The following is an 18,631-nucleotide window of genomic DNA, read 5'->3' on the forward strand; positions in this document are numbered from 1 at the left end:
GGCAAAATCGGTTAAATTTTGAGTAGGAATGGCAATATACTGCTTGCCGGGATTGTAATAGTGATATTTAGGTAAGTCATAGGCGGTATAAAACCGTTTTTGAATTAAGGTATGAATATTATTTTTATCGTCATGAAACCAAATATGCCCGCTGCAATTTTCGCCTTGCAGTTCAAGGTAGCGGTCAGCATCATAGCGGTAAATCACCTGCCGTTTGGTGCTGACATAATAGAATGAATTATCCAGCACTTCATCGTTTCGGGCAATGCTATAAAAAAGTTGATACCCGTCGCGCGGTTCGGGTTTAGGTGGCCGCAGTGGCATCGGCTCTGAACTTGGAAAAGGGGCAATGATTGATAAAATACCAATCAGTACAACTGGCACAGCAAATAACATAATACATAATTTAACGAATGTCTGTTTCATTGATAAGTTCCTGATTTGGCAGTACCTAGCCATTGTTGAAAGACCGTCAATAAAGACAGATTATTGGGTAATTTAACTTCATCGGCATCAAAATCGCACTGCATTCTTTATTCACCGGTAAAATTGTTTATATGCCCAATAACAACAGCCAATACGTGTTGCTTGCACAAGTTTAAGACGTGGTTTAAACAGGGTGTTAGCAAAAATCCAGCCCCCTGTAAGGGGGGACATAAGGGCAATACTTAACATGACTATTTTTCCGCCCCGACTTCGCAACGAATTTTATCCCACCCTTGGTAAGGTTTGGGTTGGATATGTTTCATTGACTCAACCCGATTTTTATATTCTTGATTATATAGAAGTCTTTTATAAGCACCAAAATTAGAGCCGTCTCTAATCCGTTCATCAGAAAAAGCGGCGGAAGGATAATAAAATTGGTTATATCTTAAACCTTGCCCATAATTAATATACTGATAATCATAGGATGCACCAAATATTACCTCGCCATTTTTTAACACAAAATAGCCGGTATTGCCCGAAATGGTAATAGGAGTATTGTAGTTTCCTGGTTTGTCATAAATTCCTTGAATAGGCGAATCATCCACACCAATAAAGAAATCGACTTCATCACCGGGTACCGCTGCCATGGGGGATACCACGGCAATAATAAAATGCCGCCCACCATCAACCGAAACGGCAAAATCGGTTAAATTTTGAGTAGGAATGGCAATATACTGCTTGCCGGGATTGTAATAGTGATATTTAGGTAAGTCATAGGCGGTATAAAACCGTTTTTGAATTAAGGTATGAATATTATTTTTATCGTCATGAAACCAAATATGCCCGCTGCAATTTTCGCCTTGCAGTTCAAGGTAGCGGTCAGCATCATAGCGGTAAATCACCTGCCGTTTGGTGCTGACATAATAGAATGATTTTTTCAGCACTTCATCGTTTCGGGCAATGCTATAAAAAAGTTGATACCCGTCGCGCGGTTCGGGTTTAGGTGGCCGCAGAGGCATTGGCTCTGAACTTGGAAAAGGGGCAATGATTGATAAAATACCAATCAGTACAACTGGCACAGCAAATAACATAATACATAATTTAACGAATGTCTGTTTCATTGATAAGTTCCTGATTTGGCAGTGCCTAGCCATTGTTGAAAGACCGTCAATAAAGACAGATTATTGGGTAATTTAACTTCATCGGCATCAAAATCGCACTGCATTTTGTCCCATCCGGTGTAATCATCGGGAATCGGGGGAATGGTGTCGGGAATGATTTGACTGCGACCTAATATTTTTTTATGTTGATCCCATTTAGATAACATATGTGGCGCTTTCGTGCCAAAAGGGCGTTCCGAGGCATGTACATTGCCATCTTTAGCTAAAATAAAGGCTTGGTCATTAACTACATCGTATTGGGGAGAATCATGATTGCCTAACCAGTACCTATTCGCTAAATGAATGCTTCTAAAGGAACGCCCACCGTCAATAGAAATATCAATAGCCGACAGATCTGATAAAGGAACAGAAATATAGTTTTTAGCGGGGTGACGATAGGGTTCGGTATAAATTCGTTGTGAGTGAGCCGCTAAACGATAATAGACTTGCTCTTTATCATCAATAAAATAGACTTGTCCATTACAACGGTAGCCGGTTAATAACAGATAACGGTTTTCGTCAAACCGATAGACAATTTGCGAAGGACTAACATATTTTTGCTCTTGCAAATCGGTAATGGGTGAAATAGCGAGTATGCTAAAAATATAGATAAGATAGCTGAGTACTTGCCAGCCCAAATGATGTCGCTTAATGGATAACCAAGAAAAGCTTATTCCTCCAATTAAGGTAAGCAATATTGCTAGAATAATCATTTATTTCTCCTTTTGGTGATAGGTTCAGGCATTGGCCATTGTATATCTTCATCAAACATATATGGGTAGTGTTTTTTAAGAATATCAGGGATTTTAGTTGGTGAGCTGGTGAAAGTATCTTTCATTAGCGAGTAAGTCCCTTCTAACGAACCAACAAACCTAAATTCATTCACTACGCTCTTAGGTACAGTGCCTTTTAAAAGATTCATACTCTTCTTAATTCCATCAGGTAAAATACCCGAAATTTGGTAGATTATTGTTTCTTTCTCTTCATTTTGACGCGACCGCCAGTCGGCATTATTAATTAGCCGATGCCAAGTTCGCTGATTGGCTTTACTTGCAATACTGACTTCGCCAAGGGCAAGGTCATACGCCATAATATGCGATGGTACCTGTTCGTGTAGGGTTATGCCAGAGTGGTGGCTGCTATCCACGGGTGTAGATGCTTGGGTTTTTACGTCTTCATAAATCCTTTGTCTGATTTCGTCTTCATCAGGAAAACACCAAACTTCGAATTTATAAGGGTCGTCGGTAAATCGGAAGTGGGCAACGTTTTTCCATTCAGGGTGCTCTGCTTCTCGATCTTTTTTCCATTGGTAATGAAGATCGATAATATTGGTATGTGGTGCCAATCCTCTCCATGGCTTTTTGGGGCGATTAGGTCCCCGATATTCAAATGTATATTTCGGGTAAGGCTTATAATGTTCCGATTTCTTATAATCATTTTCGTAATGTCTATATTTATCTTGTTGGATAAACTGATCATGATAATAAATTGCTTTGGCTAACTCAGTCTGTGCGCTTTTTCCACAGCCGGTGTAGGTAATGGGGATAGGTACTTGTTCGCCATTTACTTTTAACTGCTCCTCTACTGCGTAGCTAGCATTACTGTATAGGTTAGCATCAAAAACACTATCTGCCCCTGTTTCTGTTGGCGAATAAAGCCCGGATTGTTGATCTTGTTTTAATCGTTCTAAGTCTTCGTCATTTATTTTGTATTGAATAACGAGTTTACTTTTGAGTATATCGTAATAGCCGTTATAGTAACGACCATTTTTAACCGGATTATGTTGATTAATTAGCGAAATTTCATCTTGGGTTAAAAAGACTCTCACTGTAGTTTTATTACCTTTAACAATTTCTAAATATCTGTTGTGCAAAGCTTTTCTATCAATATATGTGGGCAAATCAATCTTGAATGTTCCACTGGGTCTAAAAAAAATAAACTTATCAGGATTTTCACCCACCGGAAAACCATGCCCAAAGGCACGTTGCCTTAATTTGTCCCCACACTGTTTAAAAACGTAGTTCGGTATACCTTGCCAACCCATTCCTTGAATGCTTCTTAACGAAACGACCTGATCATTAGGACTAAAGTAGTTATACACTTTACCGAAATTGTCACGCCAATACAGCGGATTGGTAAAATCGTAATCAGGCGTGGCAGGATTGAGTAAATCGGGTTTTATTGGGGGCGATGCCACATATTTTTCGATTAATACCTTAGGATCTTTAAACATCTTTTCCCGTAAATTCTGTCCTTGTTCGATAGCATCTACAAAATTGATAAAGGTTTGTTCCCGTGCTTTATTGGTTTGTACCGCCATGCCCAGTTCTTTTGATTGCCCTTCTAAAAATGTGCCATCAAACGCATACGGTGAGTGAGCCATAATCACGCAGTCTGCCGGTAAGTAATTTTCGTCTTTAAGCATTAGATTAGCTAACATAGTAATAATGGTGCCTTGGCTGTGGGCAACAATATTAATTGGCGCATGTTTTAATTTGTCATCATCCCTAATCTCTTTTATTAATTTAGCTAATCGATAAGCAGCGAATACCATATAAATTCGGTGCGGATTTTCATAAGCTTTTGACCCTTTTGGTGACCCTAATGTAGCCACGAAATTTGTTATAGACGTTAAACCGGGACCGTACATATCGGGTATGCAGGTGGTGGCGTCAGAAAACGGTCCACCATTACGCGTAAAAAGGTGATCGATCCAGTTACCAAATTGATCACTGCTTAATTTGGAAAAACCAAACATGTCTTTTAGTTCTTTGGTTTCACGTTCAACCCAATAAGCATCATAGGGTAGTTCGGCTTTTTTATCTTTTTTTAGTCGTTCTTCGTACGCTTTTTGTTCAGTGTAATAACTATCAATATCAACCGGTCGATACCCCCAGTAAAAAGGGATAATTGGCGAGTTACCTTTATGTTTTTCCTCACACGGTTTTAATGGCACCTTAATTATCTTGGGTTCTGTCCATTCTGTAAACATTTGCATTCTGGGCGAAAAATTTTCATGGTCGGTTTGCGTCCACTTCCATTTATTGGGTTTTAAATCGTTACGTCCTAAACGTTTGTTTAACCCCGCACAAATGCCTTTATCTAAATTAGGAAATGCTTCGCCTACATCGTTAACGCCGTGAATTAAAATAACAATACATGGCAATGGTGCAGGTACATCAACGACGTGGGTTTTCATGACATCAGTCGATTTTTCCGGTACTCCTATTACGCCTTCAACACAGGCAATGACATCATCATAGCTATTTTTATCCGTCATAAATTAACTCCTTGGGTAATCTTTTTACTATAATTGATTTATTTTTGTTATTGTTAATTTTGATTTTTTCACTATTTAATCCATGAGCTGATGTTCTATACCATTGATAAAATACGTAATGCCATTGAGTGGATTGTTTAAGACTATTGGTATTTTTATTGAGTTTTTTCAACCAATTTTTAAAAAGGGTTGTTTTAACATGATTGATTGATAAAACGCGAAAGGTGGTTAGTTTTAGGGGTAACCTGTTATGGTTAATGACAGACATGAATAAAATCGACAATTGCTTAAAATTAACAATGGTGAACAAATTGTGATTAAGCGACAAAACGTTGATTAAAAAATTTTGCTTGTTTATTGTCGATTTCCTTGTGTTCATTGTGCATTCCTTTGGTGTTCGATAGTGATAATTTTTTACCGAATTAGATAACTATCAGTATAAAAATTAGTCTAGTTAAAATACGTCTTTTTTTTCAACAATGCAACTTTTTTTTTGATTAAAATTATCGAGATAAGTGTTTAAACAAGGTGAGTAGCTTGTTAGCAATCAAGGCGATCACTAACAATATAAGGCATTTATGACTATGCGGTTATTGCATTTATAAACAACCCATATTGTGTTTTAAAAAAGGTTGCTAATGGTAAAACGTTATCCGTTAGATTGGTTTTTTTAGTCAATCAATTAAACATAATTCGTTTAAAACTTGTTACATGGGTGGTGGGGTGTGTTTGAGCAATTTGTTCTATACGGGCAATAATTTGTATGAGTTTGTCACTGTAGTTGGGATCGGTTGCGTATTTTGCTGCTTGTAATGCTTTGGCGGCGGTTCTTGCATCGGGTGCTTTGACCACCGCTTGGTAGCGAGGGCTTTGGGTTAATAGATTAATATAGTCGGTTAATGCATGTTGTTTACTGGTATAGACTTTGAAATTATCTTGAATTTTTATCATTCGGTCATTGATAAATTCTTGTGTTGTTAATCGAGTCGCATTACCTTGCCATGTTGGCGTGGCTTTGATACCAAAGTAGTTATGGCTTGATTGGTTATCTGCGGTTTTAATCAGTTTTTGTCCCCAACCGGTTTCTAATGCGGCTTGTGCAATGATAACTTCGTAAGGTATACCTGAACTTTTTGAAGCTTGTTGAGCAGGAACAATCCATTCTTTGACAAATGCGGTTACATGATCTTGATTTGCCTTATCGGCAGGTTTTAACGATGTGAGTTCAGATGCATTTATTTTTGATGCATTATCGATTTTATGGCTATGATAAAGCATTTGTCCTAATGCTTCGGGCGTGACTGTCGCTGATGCGTTGCTAAATAAAGATTGTGCAAGTTTAAGGTTAGGTTGTTGCGACGATTTTTGAGGTTGAATAGGAATAGTGCCCGATGACGATATATTTGATGACAAAGGTTTGCCATGCGTGAGTTGCTTGGTGATGATATTAGCAAGCCCCAACCCTTTACCCGCTGCTTGCTGAGCAATTTGCTGATCAAACATCGATGTAAAGAGTTGGGTTGCAGGTTGATTGAATAATCCACTGTCCGGCACTGCTTTACGCATTGATTGCATCATCATATTAATAAATAGCGTTTCAAATTGTTCGGCAACTTGTTTAATACTTTGATTAGTCCCTTTTGCCACATCGCGCTTTAATTGATTTAATCCATTTACATCATAGGCAAAACGGTGAACAGATTGATTAATCAGATTATTCATATTCTATTTTTTATATCTAAATGGTTTCTAACGAAGCATGTAAGCAACCGGCTTTTTTAAGTGCTTCAAGGATTGACATTAATTCGGTCGGATTGGCACCCAATAAGTTGAGCGATTTAATCACACTATTTAAATTCACCCCTGCAGTGACTTTTTGCAATGCACCACCTTGCTCTTCAACCGCAATTTGTGTTTCAGGTGTGACCGCTGTTTCCCCACCCGCTAAAGGTGTATTGGGTTGGTTAACTTTGAGTTTGTTATTGACGACAACCGATAAGTTACCATGCGCGACAGCGCAGTTATCCAGCTGGACTTTTTGATTCATGACCACAACCCCAGTACGAGTATTAATGACAACTTTGGCTGAGATCGGCGTAGCACCAATTTCAAGATTTTGTATTCGTGATAATAATTTAACCCGTTCTTGACTGGTAACAGGCATTTTGACTGTCACCGTCGTACCGTCCAGTGCCACAGCACTGTTTTTTTGTAATTTATTAATCGCTTCGGAGATTTTTAAGGCACGAGTAAAATCGAATTGATTCAGATGTAAGTGAATAATGTCTTGTTCATCTAATCGCATGGCTAATTCACGTTCAATCGTTGCACCATTTGGGATTGTCGCACCAGCTAATTGATTGACACTTACGCTACTTCCGCCACTACTTGCGCCCATGCCACCCAAAAATAGATTACCTTGAGCAATGGCATAAACTTGGTTATCTGCGCCTTTTAACGGCGTCATAATTAATGTGCCCCCTCGTAGACTTTTGGCATTACCAAGTGAAGATACCACGACATCTATTTGTTGTCCTACACGTGCATAAGAAGGTAATTTTGCCGTAACCATAACCGCAGCAACATTTTTAAGTTGCATATTGCTGCCTGTTGGAACAGTAATACCTAATTGAGACAACATATTGGTGATACTTTGAATCGTAAACGGTGTTTGTGAGGTTTGGTCGCCCGTTCCATCAAGTCCTACCACAATGCCATAACCCACTAATGCATTATCACGTACCCCTTGTATGGTGACTAGATCACGGATGCGTTCAGCGTAACTATAAGGTATCGCTAAAATCATCATTAAGATAAAACAGATAAGAGTAGGTATTTTTTTTATCATGCTAAAACTCGTTAAAACGGTGAAAGATTGAGAAATAAACGCTGTAGCCAACCCATTGTTTGTGCTTCATCGATGTAGCCATTTCCGACGTATTCAATACGGGCATCGGCTACTTGTGTTGAGATAACGGTATTATTGCCGCTAATTGTTCGAGGGTTAACTACACCTGAAAATCGTATAAATTCGGTTCCTTGATTAATCGCAATTTGTTTTTCACCAATGACTTTTAAATTGCCGTTTATCATGACATCTTGTACGGTGACAGTAATAGTACCACTAAAGGTATTTTTAGCGTTTGCTCCTCCAGAACCTTTAAAATCATTACCGCCAGACATGTCTGTTTCGACTTTTCCCCGTCCAACCAGTCCATCTAAAAAAGTGGGCACAGCTTTTACCCCTAAATTCAATGAACTGTTACGTCCGGCATTGATTGATGAGCTTTTGCTAGCGCTGACGTTTTCTTGTAACACGATAGTTAGCACATCACCAATATTGCGTGGACGGCGATCTTCAAACATGGGTTGATAACCAAAATTACTTGGTTGTGCTGCTTGATAGATAGAGCCGCTGGTGTTAACAATTTCTGGCATTTGCGGAACGATGCTTGTTTCGCCTTTGACTAATGGCTTTTTTGGTAATTGTGCGCAATTCACTAAGCACAGCGTAGCGATCACGATATACAGGGATTTTATCACGTTTATCATGGTATTAATTTATAACTGATTTAATCGTTGTAGCATCTGATCGGATGCTGAAATCGCTTTACTGTTAATTTCATAAGCACGTTGTACTTGAATCATATTTACCAGCTCTTCGGCAACATTGACATTCGATGTTTCGGTATAACCTTGGTATAGCAATCCTGCACCATTTAGCCCGGGGGTGTTTTCAGTTGGCGCACCAGAACTTTCGGTTTCTAAGTAAAGATTTTCTCCCATGCTTTCAAGCCCCGCATCATTAATAAAGGTGTGTAATGTCAGTTGACCTACTTGCACTTGCGAGGATTGATTAGCAAGGGTGGCATTGACAATACCATCACGCGCGACCGTCATTTTAATCGCATTTGCGGGAATATTAATGGTCGGTTGAATTTCATAACCGTTGGCGGTGACGAGTTGTCCATTTTGGTTAACTTGAAATGCGCCACTACGAGTATAAGCTTGAGTGCCGTCGGGTAATAGCACTTGGAAAAAGCCTTGTCCATTAATAGCAATATCACTGCTGTTGTCGGTTAATTCTAAATTACCTTGGCTGTGAATTCGTTCGGTAGCAACCGGTCTTACCCCTGTACCGATTTGCAAGCCTGACGGTAAGGTAGTTTGTTCTGAGGATTGTGCACCCGGTTGGCGAACAGTTTGATAGAGTAGATCTTCAAATACCGCTCTTTGCCGTTTAAAACCACTGGTACTGACATTGGCTAAATTGTTGGAAATAATATCCATATTCATTTGTTGTGCGGTTAAACCGGTTTTGGCAATCCAGAGTGATTTAATCATTGGTGATACTCCTAATTAAGTCAGTGATAATATTTGATTCGCTTTTTGGGCATTTTCATCAGCGGTTGTGATCCCTTTCATTTGCATTTCAAAATGGCGAGAGTGGCTGATTAAATCAACCATTGCGACAACGGGATTAACATTACTGCCTTCTAATACGCCCGACATCAATTTGGCATTGGGATTATCGGGTAATACGGCGCCACGGGCATTGCGTGTTTGTTCAGTCAATTGAAACAAGCCATTATCACCCCGAATTATTTCGTTGGGTTTAAGTTGGACTTTTTTAATTTTACCCACTTGGGCTATGGTGGTCGGTTTATCACCTGCGCCTAAAGCTGATAAAGTCCCGTCTGAACTGATACTGACTTTTGATTGTTGCGGAACGGTTAGTACACCGCCATCACCCATTAAAGGATATCCTTGCACACGCAATGTACCTTCTTCATCAATTTGGATCGCACCATTACGGGTATAAGCCTCACTACCATCGGCAAGTTGTACTGCTAACCAGTTATCTTCGGCTAAAGCAACATCTAATTCTCGACCAGTATAATTAAATGCCCCCATACTGGCATCAAATGTGGGAGTGGTTGCCGTGACCATTGTTCGGGTTGGCATAGTGCTGCCAACAATAGGCACCGCTTTCATTGCGGCTAATTGGGCACGAAACCCCGATGTTGAAACATTGGCTAGGTTATTACTGGTTATCGATTGCCGATGAAGTGTCTGACTTGCTGCCGACATGGCGGTATAAATAACGCGATCCATAATTTATTCCTCAATTAACGCAAGTTAACCAATGTGTTGAGTATCTGATCCTGCGTTTTTATGGTTTGCGAATTAGATTGATAATTGCGCTGGGCAACAATCATGTTGACTAATTCTTGACTCATATCCACATTGGATGATTCCACTGCACCGCTGGTTAATGCGCCCATCGTACCTGAGTTTGCAATACCTAATACTTCAGCGCCTGATTGGAGTGTTGAACGCCAATTGTTATTGCCTGCTGACTCTAGTCCGTTTACATTGGCAAAATCCGCCATCGCAATTTGACCTAACAACATGGTTTGTTGGTTAGAATAGATACCGTAAATCGATCCGTCATTATTGATGTTGTACCCGACTAAGTCACCCGGTGCATAACCATCAACGACAGGGGTTTTGATACTGCCTACTTCTTTGCCCATATTTTGTTGAGAGCTATTAGCCAGTGATAGTGTAAACGTGTTGTCAGCCGAGCCATTAATACCGTTAATATTTACGGTCATTTCTGGATCACTGATTAATTTACCGGATGAATCAAATTCCATTTGCCCCATTTTTTGTAATGTTGCATTCGGATCGCTGCTGTCAAGATAATGCACATCCCATTGATTGTCGGCTGTTTTGACATAAAACAGTTGTACATTACGTTGATTACCGAGCGAATCGTAAGTTGTCAGCGTTGTTGAGTAGTTGAACGTATCGGCATCAAGTGCATTGATGGGCTGTTTTTCAGGTACTGTACTATTTGAGTTTAAGTTAGTTTGTAATGATGCTTTTGTCGTGGCGGCAGCATTTAACATTTCTTGTGAAATTTTAAGCGGTCCCGGTGCTGCACCTTGTGCAATTTGTGGCGGTGTTCCTGTGGCTAAGTAGCCAGTGAGTTGCAAACCATCCGCCGAGATAATATTGCGCTCCGCATCTAATTGAAATTGACCATTACGGCTGTAATAAATTTGTCCACTACTATCCACTAAGCGAAAAAAACCATTGCCTGAAATAGCAACATCTAAACTATTGTTAGTGGCGGTTGTTGTTCCGTCACCAAAATTTTGCATGACGGCTGCAACTTTCACACCCATACCAACTTTTGATCCGGCATACATGTCGGCAAATGAGATACTCGCACTTTTAAAGCCAACGGTTGCAGAATTGGCAATATTATTACCAATGACGTCTAATTGTTTTGATGCAGCATTCATGCCGCTAATTGCTTGAGAAAATCCCATTTGAATTTTATCCCCTTTTAAAGAATTTGACGTACTTCGTCAATACTAATTGAACCAAGTATTCCTAAATCGAGTAATACTTTATTATTAACTTTACTGTTTATCACACCATAGACAACCGAATAGCCAAGTGACGTTGAAGATACTTTTTGTCCATCGTAACTGGCATTGACCGAAAAGGTATAACTGCCATCTGGGGCGGTGGTGCCATCGTTTAGCTGACCGTCCCAAGTGAAGGAGCTAACTCCAGCAGGAATCGAACCTAAATCGACTTCACGTACGACATTACCATTTTCATCTAAAATCGTAATGATGACTGAATCCGCATCGCGCATTAGCTCAAAACCAAATGGTGTGGTAATGGTTTCGGTTTCGTTATCACTACCTTCAAGCTCAGAGGTCGCCACTAAAATTTTATTGCCAGGTACCATTACCCCTTTACCAATCATGTTGCTGGCATTGACCGATAAGCTATCGTCAATTTGCCCAGATACCATACCAAGCGTAGTATTTAATCTTTCAATCCCCGCTAACGTGTTAATTTGAGCAAGTTGCGAGGTTAATTGACTATTATCCATTGGGTTGGTTGGATCTTGATTCTTCATCTGGGCAATCAGTAGCGTTAAAAAGTTATCTTGTAATTCTTTACTCGAATTTCCATCAGTTGTACTTTTTTGTTTGGTTTGAATGCCGTTTACACCTACCGATTCGGATACAGACACATTTGTTACACCCATCTATCACTCCTTACTATTGACCTAATGTCAGTGTTTTTAACATTAGGCTTTTGGCGGTATTAATGACTTCGACATTGGCTTGATAGCTGCGTGATGCAGATATGGTGTTGACCATTTCGGCAACAACATCGACATTGGGTTTTTGGATGTAACCTTTCTCATCGGCTAATGGATGATGTGGCTCATAAACTAAGTTCATGGGTGCCGGGTCTTCAATCACTTGGGCGACTTTAACGCCAGCAATACTATTTTGTTCACCGTTATTATCCACCTGAAAAATAACTTGTTTTGCTTGGTATGCTTTTCCTGAGGTGCTGGTGATGCTGTCAGCATTAGCTAAATTACTGGCGCTGACATTCATTCGCTGAGTTTGTGCCATTAAGGCCGAGCCAGAAATTGCAAAAATTGAAAAACTCATACTGATTATCCTTGCTGTAATACAGATATTACATTTTTAAATTGTTCACCTAAAAAAGTTAAATTGCTTTGATAGTGGATACTGTTATCCATAAATGCTGTGCGTTCTTGATCCATTTCGACTGTATTACCGTCAGCGGATGCTTGATAAGGAATACGATAAAGCATATTTACATTTGTCATAGCAGGTGCATTGATCTGTATATGTTGATTCGACGTTACATTAAGTTGTAGGTGATGGCGATTATTCTGATGAGTTAGTGCTTTTTTTAATTCGGCATTAAAATCAATATCACGAGCCTGATAATTCGGTGTATCACTATTAGCAATATTTGATGCTAAGATAGTTTGTCTTTTTTCACGTACATTTAATGCTTGTTGATGAAAATTAATAAAGGTGTCTAATTTATTCAGCATAAAATCGTCTCACTTTGTTTGATATTTAAAATTTTATGTGAATCAAAAAAAATTCATCGTATAAATAACAACAAAAATTGTCTTTATTTCAACATTCAATAAAATTGTTCATACAGTAAAATCGGCTTACAAATAATTTTAAAACAAGCAAATATGATTAAGGTTTTTAGATTAATACAGCTTATTTCACTATTATTGGTGACCAATATGGCGATGGCTGATTCATTTGAAAGAGCGGTGAATGATTTAGTTTCAAAACATATAACGGTTCCTGTCGATAATATTTCAATATCTTATATTTCGCCTAAACCGCAGTTAATGTGTGATGAGCCCAAAATTACGCTACTGAATAATAAAAAACAGTGGGGTACGATGACCATTGGCGTTAAATGTGGTAATAAAACTCAGTATTTGCAAATAAAAGTCAGTGCTGAGGGACGTTATTTTGTCGCAGATAAACCTATCAGTGCAGGAACTATCATTACTGATGCATTGATACGGTCAAAGTTGGGACGACTTGATCTTCTAGCCAATTCGGTAATTTTAAATAAGCAGCACATTATTAATCATATTGCTTTACGTAACATCGATCTTGATGAGCCAATTCGAACTTCAATGCTACAACAAAATTGGCACATTAAGGCCGGTCAAATGGTGAAAGTGTTGATTAATGGAGAGGGGTATGTGATTGCGACAAAAGGTAAATCTCTTAATAACGGTGCCTTAGATGATCATATTAGTGTAAAACTTAATTCTGGCAATATTGTTGAAGGTATTGTTACGCAAGCGGGTGTGACAATTTTCGATAAATAAAATTAATGATTTTTTTATTTTTGCCGATAATTAGACTAAACAAATCATTAAATTTTTGATCAAAGGTATTTTATGAGTATAGACGCGACTAAATCGGTAACGACAATAGCAGGATTACTTAATCGTGATGTTATCAATGAGCAACCAAAAAGCCCACGATCATCTGAGCAGACAAAAAATAGCCTGACCAGCAGTGCTAATGTGACATTAAGTCAAAATACTTTATCGCTTTTACAGTCTACGCATAATGATATTGACATGGAAAAAGTTGAAAGTATAAAACAGGCTATTACTGAAGGTAAATTAGTGATAAACACCACAAAAATAGCTGATGAACTTATCAAACAGATGATTGAAAATATTGAATAGTAAGTAAAGTTTGAAAGGAAATAAAAATGTTAGAATTAAATGACATCTTAAATAAAATAACCGTCATGTTACAAACACTTTCAGACATTTTGCAGACCGAGCAACAAGTGCTTATTGAAAACAGTTCTATCAATCAACTTAATGAAATCATTAATAAAAAGAGTCAATTACTTATCGAATTAAAATTATTAGATGAAAAACGAATTAATACCAGTAAACAACTCAATTTATCTTCCCCCTATAGTGAAAATCCAGAACTGGCAGAGCAATGGCAATCCATTACAACTACTACGCGGTTATTAGCGAATATCAATCGTGATAATGGTTTGATTATTCAAAATCGTATGCATCGTACTCAGCAAACTATCGATCATTTAAAAAGTATTCATAATCCGGTTGTTTATACCAATAATGGTTATCAACAAACCGAAACAATCTCATCAAAACGAGCAAAAGTTTAATGATGATTGCGGTGTGTTCACTGCAAACGCGTTAAATACACCTTAATTTGTCGTTTAATCAAGCCAATAACTTTAGTGTGTTAAGTTCATACTGTGACTATTTTATTTCTATTTAGACAGTTAGATACTATTAACCCCCATCATGGCTAATGAAAGTGATGTAGATAAAAGCGAACGCCCCACCGATAGCAAACTTAAAAAAGCTAAAGAGAAGGGACAGATACCCCGTTCACGAGAATTGACTTCCGTCATTATTTTGTTGGTGGGCATTATGCTATTTTGGTTAATGGGTTCTACATTAGTCCAAAAGTTAATCATCATGATAAAAACAGCGATGCAAGTCTCTTTTCGTGTAAATGATGAATCTCGTATTCTGACAAATTTGATTGAGTTGATGACCGCAGGCTTTTGGGCTATTGTTCCTCTGTTTTTTGCATTGGTTATCTTTGCTATTGTGGCGCCGCTTTGTGTGGGTGGTTTGTTATTTAGTTGGCAATCAATTAAACCCAATTTTAAAAAGTTGAATCCGATTTCTGGTTTTGGTCGGATGTTTAGTCGACGAATTTTAGCGGAATTATTTAAAAGTATGCTAAAAGTCATATTAATTACCCTAGCTGCTTCATTGTTATTATTAGACTTGTTTCCAAACCTGCTTTCTCTTCCCAAAATGTACCTAAATAGCGCATTAACTAAAGCGATAGATCTTATTTTAATTTGTGGGTTATTTATGGTGTTGTCACTTATTCCTATGGTTGGCTTTGATATCTTTTATCAGATTTGGAGTAATTTAAAAAAACTGATGATGTCAAAACAGGAAATTAAAGATGAGTTTAAAGAGCAAGAGGGAAATCCTCAAATAAAAGGCCGTATTCGGCAGATGCAGCAAGCCATGGCAAGGCGTCGCATGATGAAAGATGTCGCTAAAGCAAATGTCATTGTAACCAACCCGACGCATTATGCGGTTGCTTTACATTATGATGAAAAAACCATGATCGCCCCTAAGGTATTGGCAAAAGGAACGAATTTGGTTGCTTTAAGAATTAAGGAGATTGGCAATCAACATCATATTCCACAATTAGAAGCGCCACCACTAGCTAGGGCTTTGTATCGTTATGGCGAAATTGGCGAGACCATTCCAACCGAATTATATACAGCTGTTGCGCAAATTCTTGCTTGGGTTTATCAATTAAAACGGTGGCATAAATATGGCGGTGATAAACCGATGACACCTAACAATTTGCCAGTACCTGAATCATTAGCAGAAAATCAACCAAGGCGGTAATTAATCACATGATTAAAAATAAAATAGTTTCGTTTTTATCAACCAATGGGCTTAAAAAAGGGCATTATCAGATTTTAGCAGGTCCACTGCTGATTTTATTGATTCTTTCAATGATGGTATTACCTTTACCTGCATTTATGTTAGACCTGTTTTTTACCTTCAATATTGCGTTATCAATCATTATTTTGATTGTGGCATTGTTTACTAAGCGTGTACTTGATTTTGCGGCTTTTCCAACTGTGTTACTGTTTGCGACTTTATTACGCTTGTCATTAAATGTTGCCTCAACGCGGGTTGTTCTGTTAAAAGGCCATACTGGCAGTAATGCCGCAGGTCGGGTGATTGAAGCCTTTGGTCATTTTCTGGTAGGTGGTAATTTTGCGATAGGTATTGTAGTTTTTATCATTTTGGTGATTATTAATTTTATGGTTATCACCAAAGGGGCCGGGCGAATAGCCGAAGTCGGGGCTCGCTTTGCGTTAGATGGTATGCCCGGTAAGCAAATGGCTATTGATGCGGATCTTAATGCTGGATTAATTGGTGAAGACGAAGCCAAAGCACGCCGAGCCGAAGTCACCCAAGAAGCCGATTTTTATGGTTCAATGGACGGGGCAAGTAAATTTGTTCGGGGTGATGCCATTGCTGGCTTATTGATAATGGCAATTACCATTATCGGCGGGCTGTTAGTTGGGGTCGTACAACATGGTATGGCACTAGCGGATGCGGGGCAAACGTATGTATTATTAACTATTGGTGATGGTCTGGTTGCTCAAATCCCTTCTTTAATTATTTCAACGGCTGCTGGCGTGATCGTGACAAGAGTCACATCACAAGAAAACATCAGTGAACAGATGCTAAACCAGTTGTTTAAAAATCCACAAGTATTAATCTTGACTGCGGTTGTCATTGGATTATTGGGTTTGATTCCGGGTATGCCAAATCTGGTGTTTTTACTGTTTACTGCAATATTAATTTTGCTTTCTTGGTGGATTAACAAGCAGAAAAAAAATGATACGACTGCCAGCACTAAGCAAGTTGATACGCAAGCGACGACACCCAGTAATATTGAAGCATCTTGGTCGGATGTCAGTATTGAAGATATTTTAGCAATGGAAGTGGGGTATGGGTTAATTCCTATGGTAGATCAGACTCAGAATGGTGAATTATTGGGTCGGATACGCAGTTTACGGAAAAAGTTTGCTCAAACGTTTGGTTTTTTGCCACCTCAAGTTCATATTCGAGATAATTTATCTCTTGCCCCTTATCAATATAAGTTGTTTATAAAAGGGGGGGAAATAGGGAAAGGTGAAATCGTAAATAACAAATGGTTAGCGATTAATCCGGGTAATGTGGCAGAAACCATTGACGGAATAGCCACTACCGAGCCTGCTTTTGGTTTGCCTGCGGTATGGATAGATGCTAGCAATAAAGAAAATGCTCAAATCTTAGGTTATACCGTTGTTGATACCAGCACCATGATTGCGACGCATTTTAATCATTTGTTACAACAGTTCGCCAGTGATTTATTAGGACGAGTGGAAACACAAGAGTTACTGGATCATGTTAAACAAGATATTCCAAAATTGGTGGAGGATTTTATACCGGGCGTTATTACGTTAACGACTTTTCATAAAATACTCCAAAATTTAATTGCCGAAAAAGTGTCAATACGTGATATGCGCACAATTATCGAAACCATAAGTGAACATGCACCAAATCAAAACGATGCTTATCAATTACTTAGCTTAGTGCGAATAGCATTAGGAAGAGTGATAACACAACAATGGTTTCCGGGCAATGGAGCAATTAATGTCATTGGTTTAAATGTGAATTTGGAGCGATTGTTGTTACAAGCACTCCAAAATACCAGTAATGTTGAGCCGGGATTAGCGGATCATATTATTCAACAAGTTAAGCAGGCTTTAAATCAGCAAGATGCCATTGGTGCACCGCCTGTACTTTTGGTTAACCACACATTAAGACCGATGCTTTCACAATTTTTAAGACCCCATTTTCCACAGCTTGTGGTATTGTCAAACTTAGAAATCACGGATAATCGAGAAATCAAAATGACTTGTCAAATTGGTGTAGAATAGTACCAGTAATTTGATTAATCACGCTTAAATTGAAAATTCAGCAATAAAAAGCGCTATCATATAGTGAACAGGCATTAGCTGTTCACTATATAAAATAGATTTTTATCTTATTCTGTCACTACTGTAAAACGTTGTTTAATGTGTTTGGCATTTTCTGCTTCATCAACCATGGCTATGGCATAATCAGCATAGCTAATTTGGCTTTTTCCTTGAGTGTTGAATAAGACCTGTTCACCGCCTGCTTTGTAGTGACCTGTTCTTGCGCCATCGGCAATGAACTCAATAGCTGGGCTTAAGTAAGTCCAGTTCACATCCTGACATTTTTTTAATTCATCGAGCGCTTTAGCCATATTATTAGCTAATGGTTTAAACTCTTCTGGAAATTCCGGTGTATCAACTAAACGAACAGTATGTTCAGGATTGACATATAAACTACCTGCACCACCAACAACTAATAAACGGTTAGGTTTACCGCTTAAAATATCGGTTAAATGTTTTAAACTAGTTTGATGTTGAGGAAGTGATTCAAGGCTCCATGTTGCAAATGCATCGACAATAACATCAAAAGGTTTCAAATCTTCATAAGTCAGATCAAACAGATCTTTAACTAAGATTTTTGCATTAGGATTAACATGAGAATTTGGATTACGGACAATTGCCGTCACATCATGCCCACGTGCAATTGCTTCTTTAACTATCAGACTGCCAGATTTACCACTTGCACCAATAACAGCTATTTTCATCTTTTTACTCCTTTATTCTTTTCAATTTAATAATATTGTTGGATTCTGGTTTTAGGTTATGTTAAGAAAAATCTTTAAGTAATGAATGT

Annotated in this window: 19 protein-coding genes; 5 read left to right on the forward strand and 14 right to left on the reverse strand. The window is 38.4% G+C overall.

Annotated elements, in window-relative coordinates:
• The 13 genes from A9G10_RS11100 to flgB form a co-directional block, all read right to left on the reverse strand.
• Nucleotides 1–426 (reverse strand): T6SS immunity protein Tli3 family protein (locus tag A9G10_RS11100; protein ID WP_218837352.1); only part of this gene is annotated, 426 nt, incomplete at its 3' end.
• Nucleotides 427–677: 251 nt separating this feature from the next.
• On the reverse strand, nt 678–1,547 hold the full coding sequence (locus A9G10_RS11105; protein ID WP_065558373.1) for a T6SS immunity protein Tli3 family protein: 870 nt from the start codon (nt 1,545–1,547) through the stop codon (nt 678–680).
• Entirely contained in the window at nt 1,544–2,299 is a 756-nt protein-coding gene (locus tag A9G10_RS11110) for a T6SS immunity protein Tli3 family protein (protein ID WP_065558047.1), read from the reverse strand. Before A9G10_RS11110 ends, A9G10_RS11105 begins: the two co-directional genes overlap by 4 nt.
• On the reverse strand, nt 2,296–4,866 hold the full coding sequence (locus A9G10_RS11115) for a T6SS effector phospholipase Tle3 domain-containing protein (protein ID WP_065558046.1): 2,571 nt from the start codon (nt 4,864–4,866) through the stop codon (nt 2,296–2,298). The genes A9G10_RS11110 and A9G10_RS11115 overlap by 4 nt, the downstream gene beginning before the upstream one ends.
• A 678-nt stretch (nt 4,867–5,544) precedes the next feature.
• Entirely contained in the window at nt 5,545–6,588 is a 1,044-nt protein-coding gene (gene flgJ, locus A9G10_RS11125) for a flagellar assembly peptidoglycan hydrolase FlgJ (RefSeq protein WP_065558044.1), read from the reverse strand.
• 16 nt (nt 6,589–6,604) lie between these two features.
• Entirely contained in the window at nt 6,605–7,714 is a 1,110-nt protein-coding gene (locus A9G10_RS11130; protein ID WP_065558043.1) for a flagellar basal body P-ring protein FlgI, read from the reverse strand.
• 11 nt (nt 7,715–7,725) lie between these two features.
• Nucleotides 7,726–8,418, reverse strand: a complete 693-nt coding sequence (locus A9G10_RS11135; protein WP_065558042.1) for a flagellar basal body L-ring protein FlgH — start codon at nt 8,416–8,418, stop codon at nt 7,726–7,728.
• A gap of 9 nt (nt 8,419–8,427) precedes the next feature.
• Entirely contained in the window at nt 8,428–9,210 is a 783-nt protein-coding gene (gene flgG, locus A9G10_RS11140; RefSeq protein WP_065558041.1) for a flagellar basal-body rod protein FlgG, read from the reverse strand.
• Between the two features lie 15 nt (nt 9,211–9,225).
• Nucleotides 9,226–9,981 carry a flagellar basal body rod protein FlgF gene (locus A9G10_RS11145; RefSeq protein WP_065558040.1) on the reverse strand — a complete coding sequence of 252 codons (756 nt, stop codon included), beginning with the start codon at nt 9,979–9,981 and terminating at the stop codon, nt 9,226–9,228.
• A 14-nt stretch (nt 9,982–9,995) separates the two neighbouring features.
• The gene (gene flgE / locus A9G10_RS11150) at nt 9,996–11,207 is read right to left on the reverse strand and encodes a flagellar hook protein FlgE (protein ID WP_065558039.1); all 1,212 of its coding nucleotides are present in this window, start codon (nt 11,205–11,207) and stop codon (nt 9,996–9,998) included.
• A gap of 17 nt (nt 11,208–11,224) precedes the next feature.
• Nucleotides 11,225–11,944, reverse strand: coding sequence for a flagellar hook assembly protein FlgD (locus A9G10_RS11155; RefSeq protein WP_065558038.1), 720 nt, complete (start codon nt 11,942–11,944; stop codon nt 11,225–11,227).
• A gap of 13 nt (nt 11,945–11,957) precedes the next feature.
• Nucleotides 11,958–12,362 (reverse strand): flagellar basal body rod protein FlgC, encoded by a 405-nt coding sequence (gene flgC, locus A9G10_RS11160; RefSeq protein ID WP_065558037.1) that lies wholly within the window; start codon nt 12,360–12,362, stop codon nt 11,958–11,960.
• 5 nt (nt 12,363–12,367) lie between these two features.
• Complete coding sequence (gene flgB, locus A9G10_RS11165) at nt 12,368–12,778, reverse strand: flagellar basal body rod protein FlgB (protein ID WP_065558036.1); 411 nt, start codon at nt 12,776–12,778, stop codon at nt 12,368–12,370.
• Between the two features lie 153 nt (nt 12,779–12,931).
• On the opposite strand from flgB, the gene flgA reads away from it, so the two are divergent.
• The 5 genes from flgA (at nt 12,932) to flhA (ending at nt 17,799) form a co-directional block, all read left to right on the forward strand.
• Nucleotides 12,932–13,591, forward strand: a complete 660-nt coding sequence (gene flgA / locus A9G10_RS11170) for a flagellar basal body P-ring formation chaperone FlgA (RefSeq protein ID WP_081298968.1) — start codon at nt 12,932–12,934, stop codon at nt 13,589–13,591.
• 72 nt (nt 13,592–13,663) lie between these two features.
• A complete protein-coding gene (flgM, locus tag A9G10_RS11175; RefSeq protein ID WP_065558034.1) occupies nt 13,664–13,960 on the forward strand; it encodes a flagellar biosynthesis anti-sigma factor FlgM in 297 nt (98 codons plus the stop codon).
• A gap of 26 nt (nt 13,961–13,986) precedes the next feature.
• Complete coding sequence (locus A9G10_RS11180) at nt 13,987–14,421, forward strand: flagella synthesis protein FlgN (protein ID WP_065558033.1); 435 nt, start codon at nt 13,987–13,989, stop codon at nt 14,419–14,421.
• Between the two features lie 142 nt (nt 14,422–14,563).
• Complete coding sequence (gene flhB / locus A9G10_RS11185; protein WP_065558032.1) at nt 14,564–15,703, forward strand: flagellar biosynthesis protein FlhB; 1,140 nt, start codon at nt 14,564–14,566, stop codon at nt 15,701–15,703.
• An 8-nt stretch (nt 15,704–15,711) separates the two neighbouring features.
• On the forward strand, nt 15,712–17,799 hold the full coding sequence (gene flhA, locus A9G10_RS11190; protein WP_065558031.1) for a flagellar biosynthesis protein FlhA: 2,088 nt from the start codon (nt 15,712–15,714) through the stop codon (nt 17,797–17,799).
• 107 nt (nt 17,800–17,906) lie between these two features.
• On the opposite strand, the gene A9G10_RS11195 is transcribed toward flhA, so the two are convergent.
• Nucleotides 17,907–18,542 (reverse strand): NAD(P)-dependent oxidoreductase, encoded by a 636-nt coding sequence (locus A9G10_RS11195; protein ID WP_065558030.1) that lies wholly within the window; start codon nt 18,540–18,542, stop codon nt 17,907–17,909.
• Nucleotides 18,543–18,631: the final 89 nt, after the last annotated feature.

This window comes from Gilliamella sp. wkB308 (genome assembly GCF_001690185.1).
Taxonomy (GTDB): Bacteria; Pseudomonadota; Gammaproteobacteria; order Enterobacterales; family Orbaceae; genus Gilliamella; species Gilliamella apicola_I.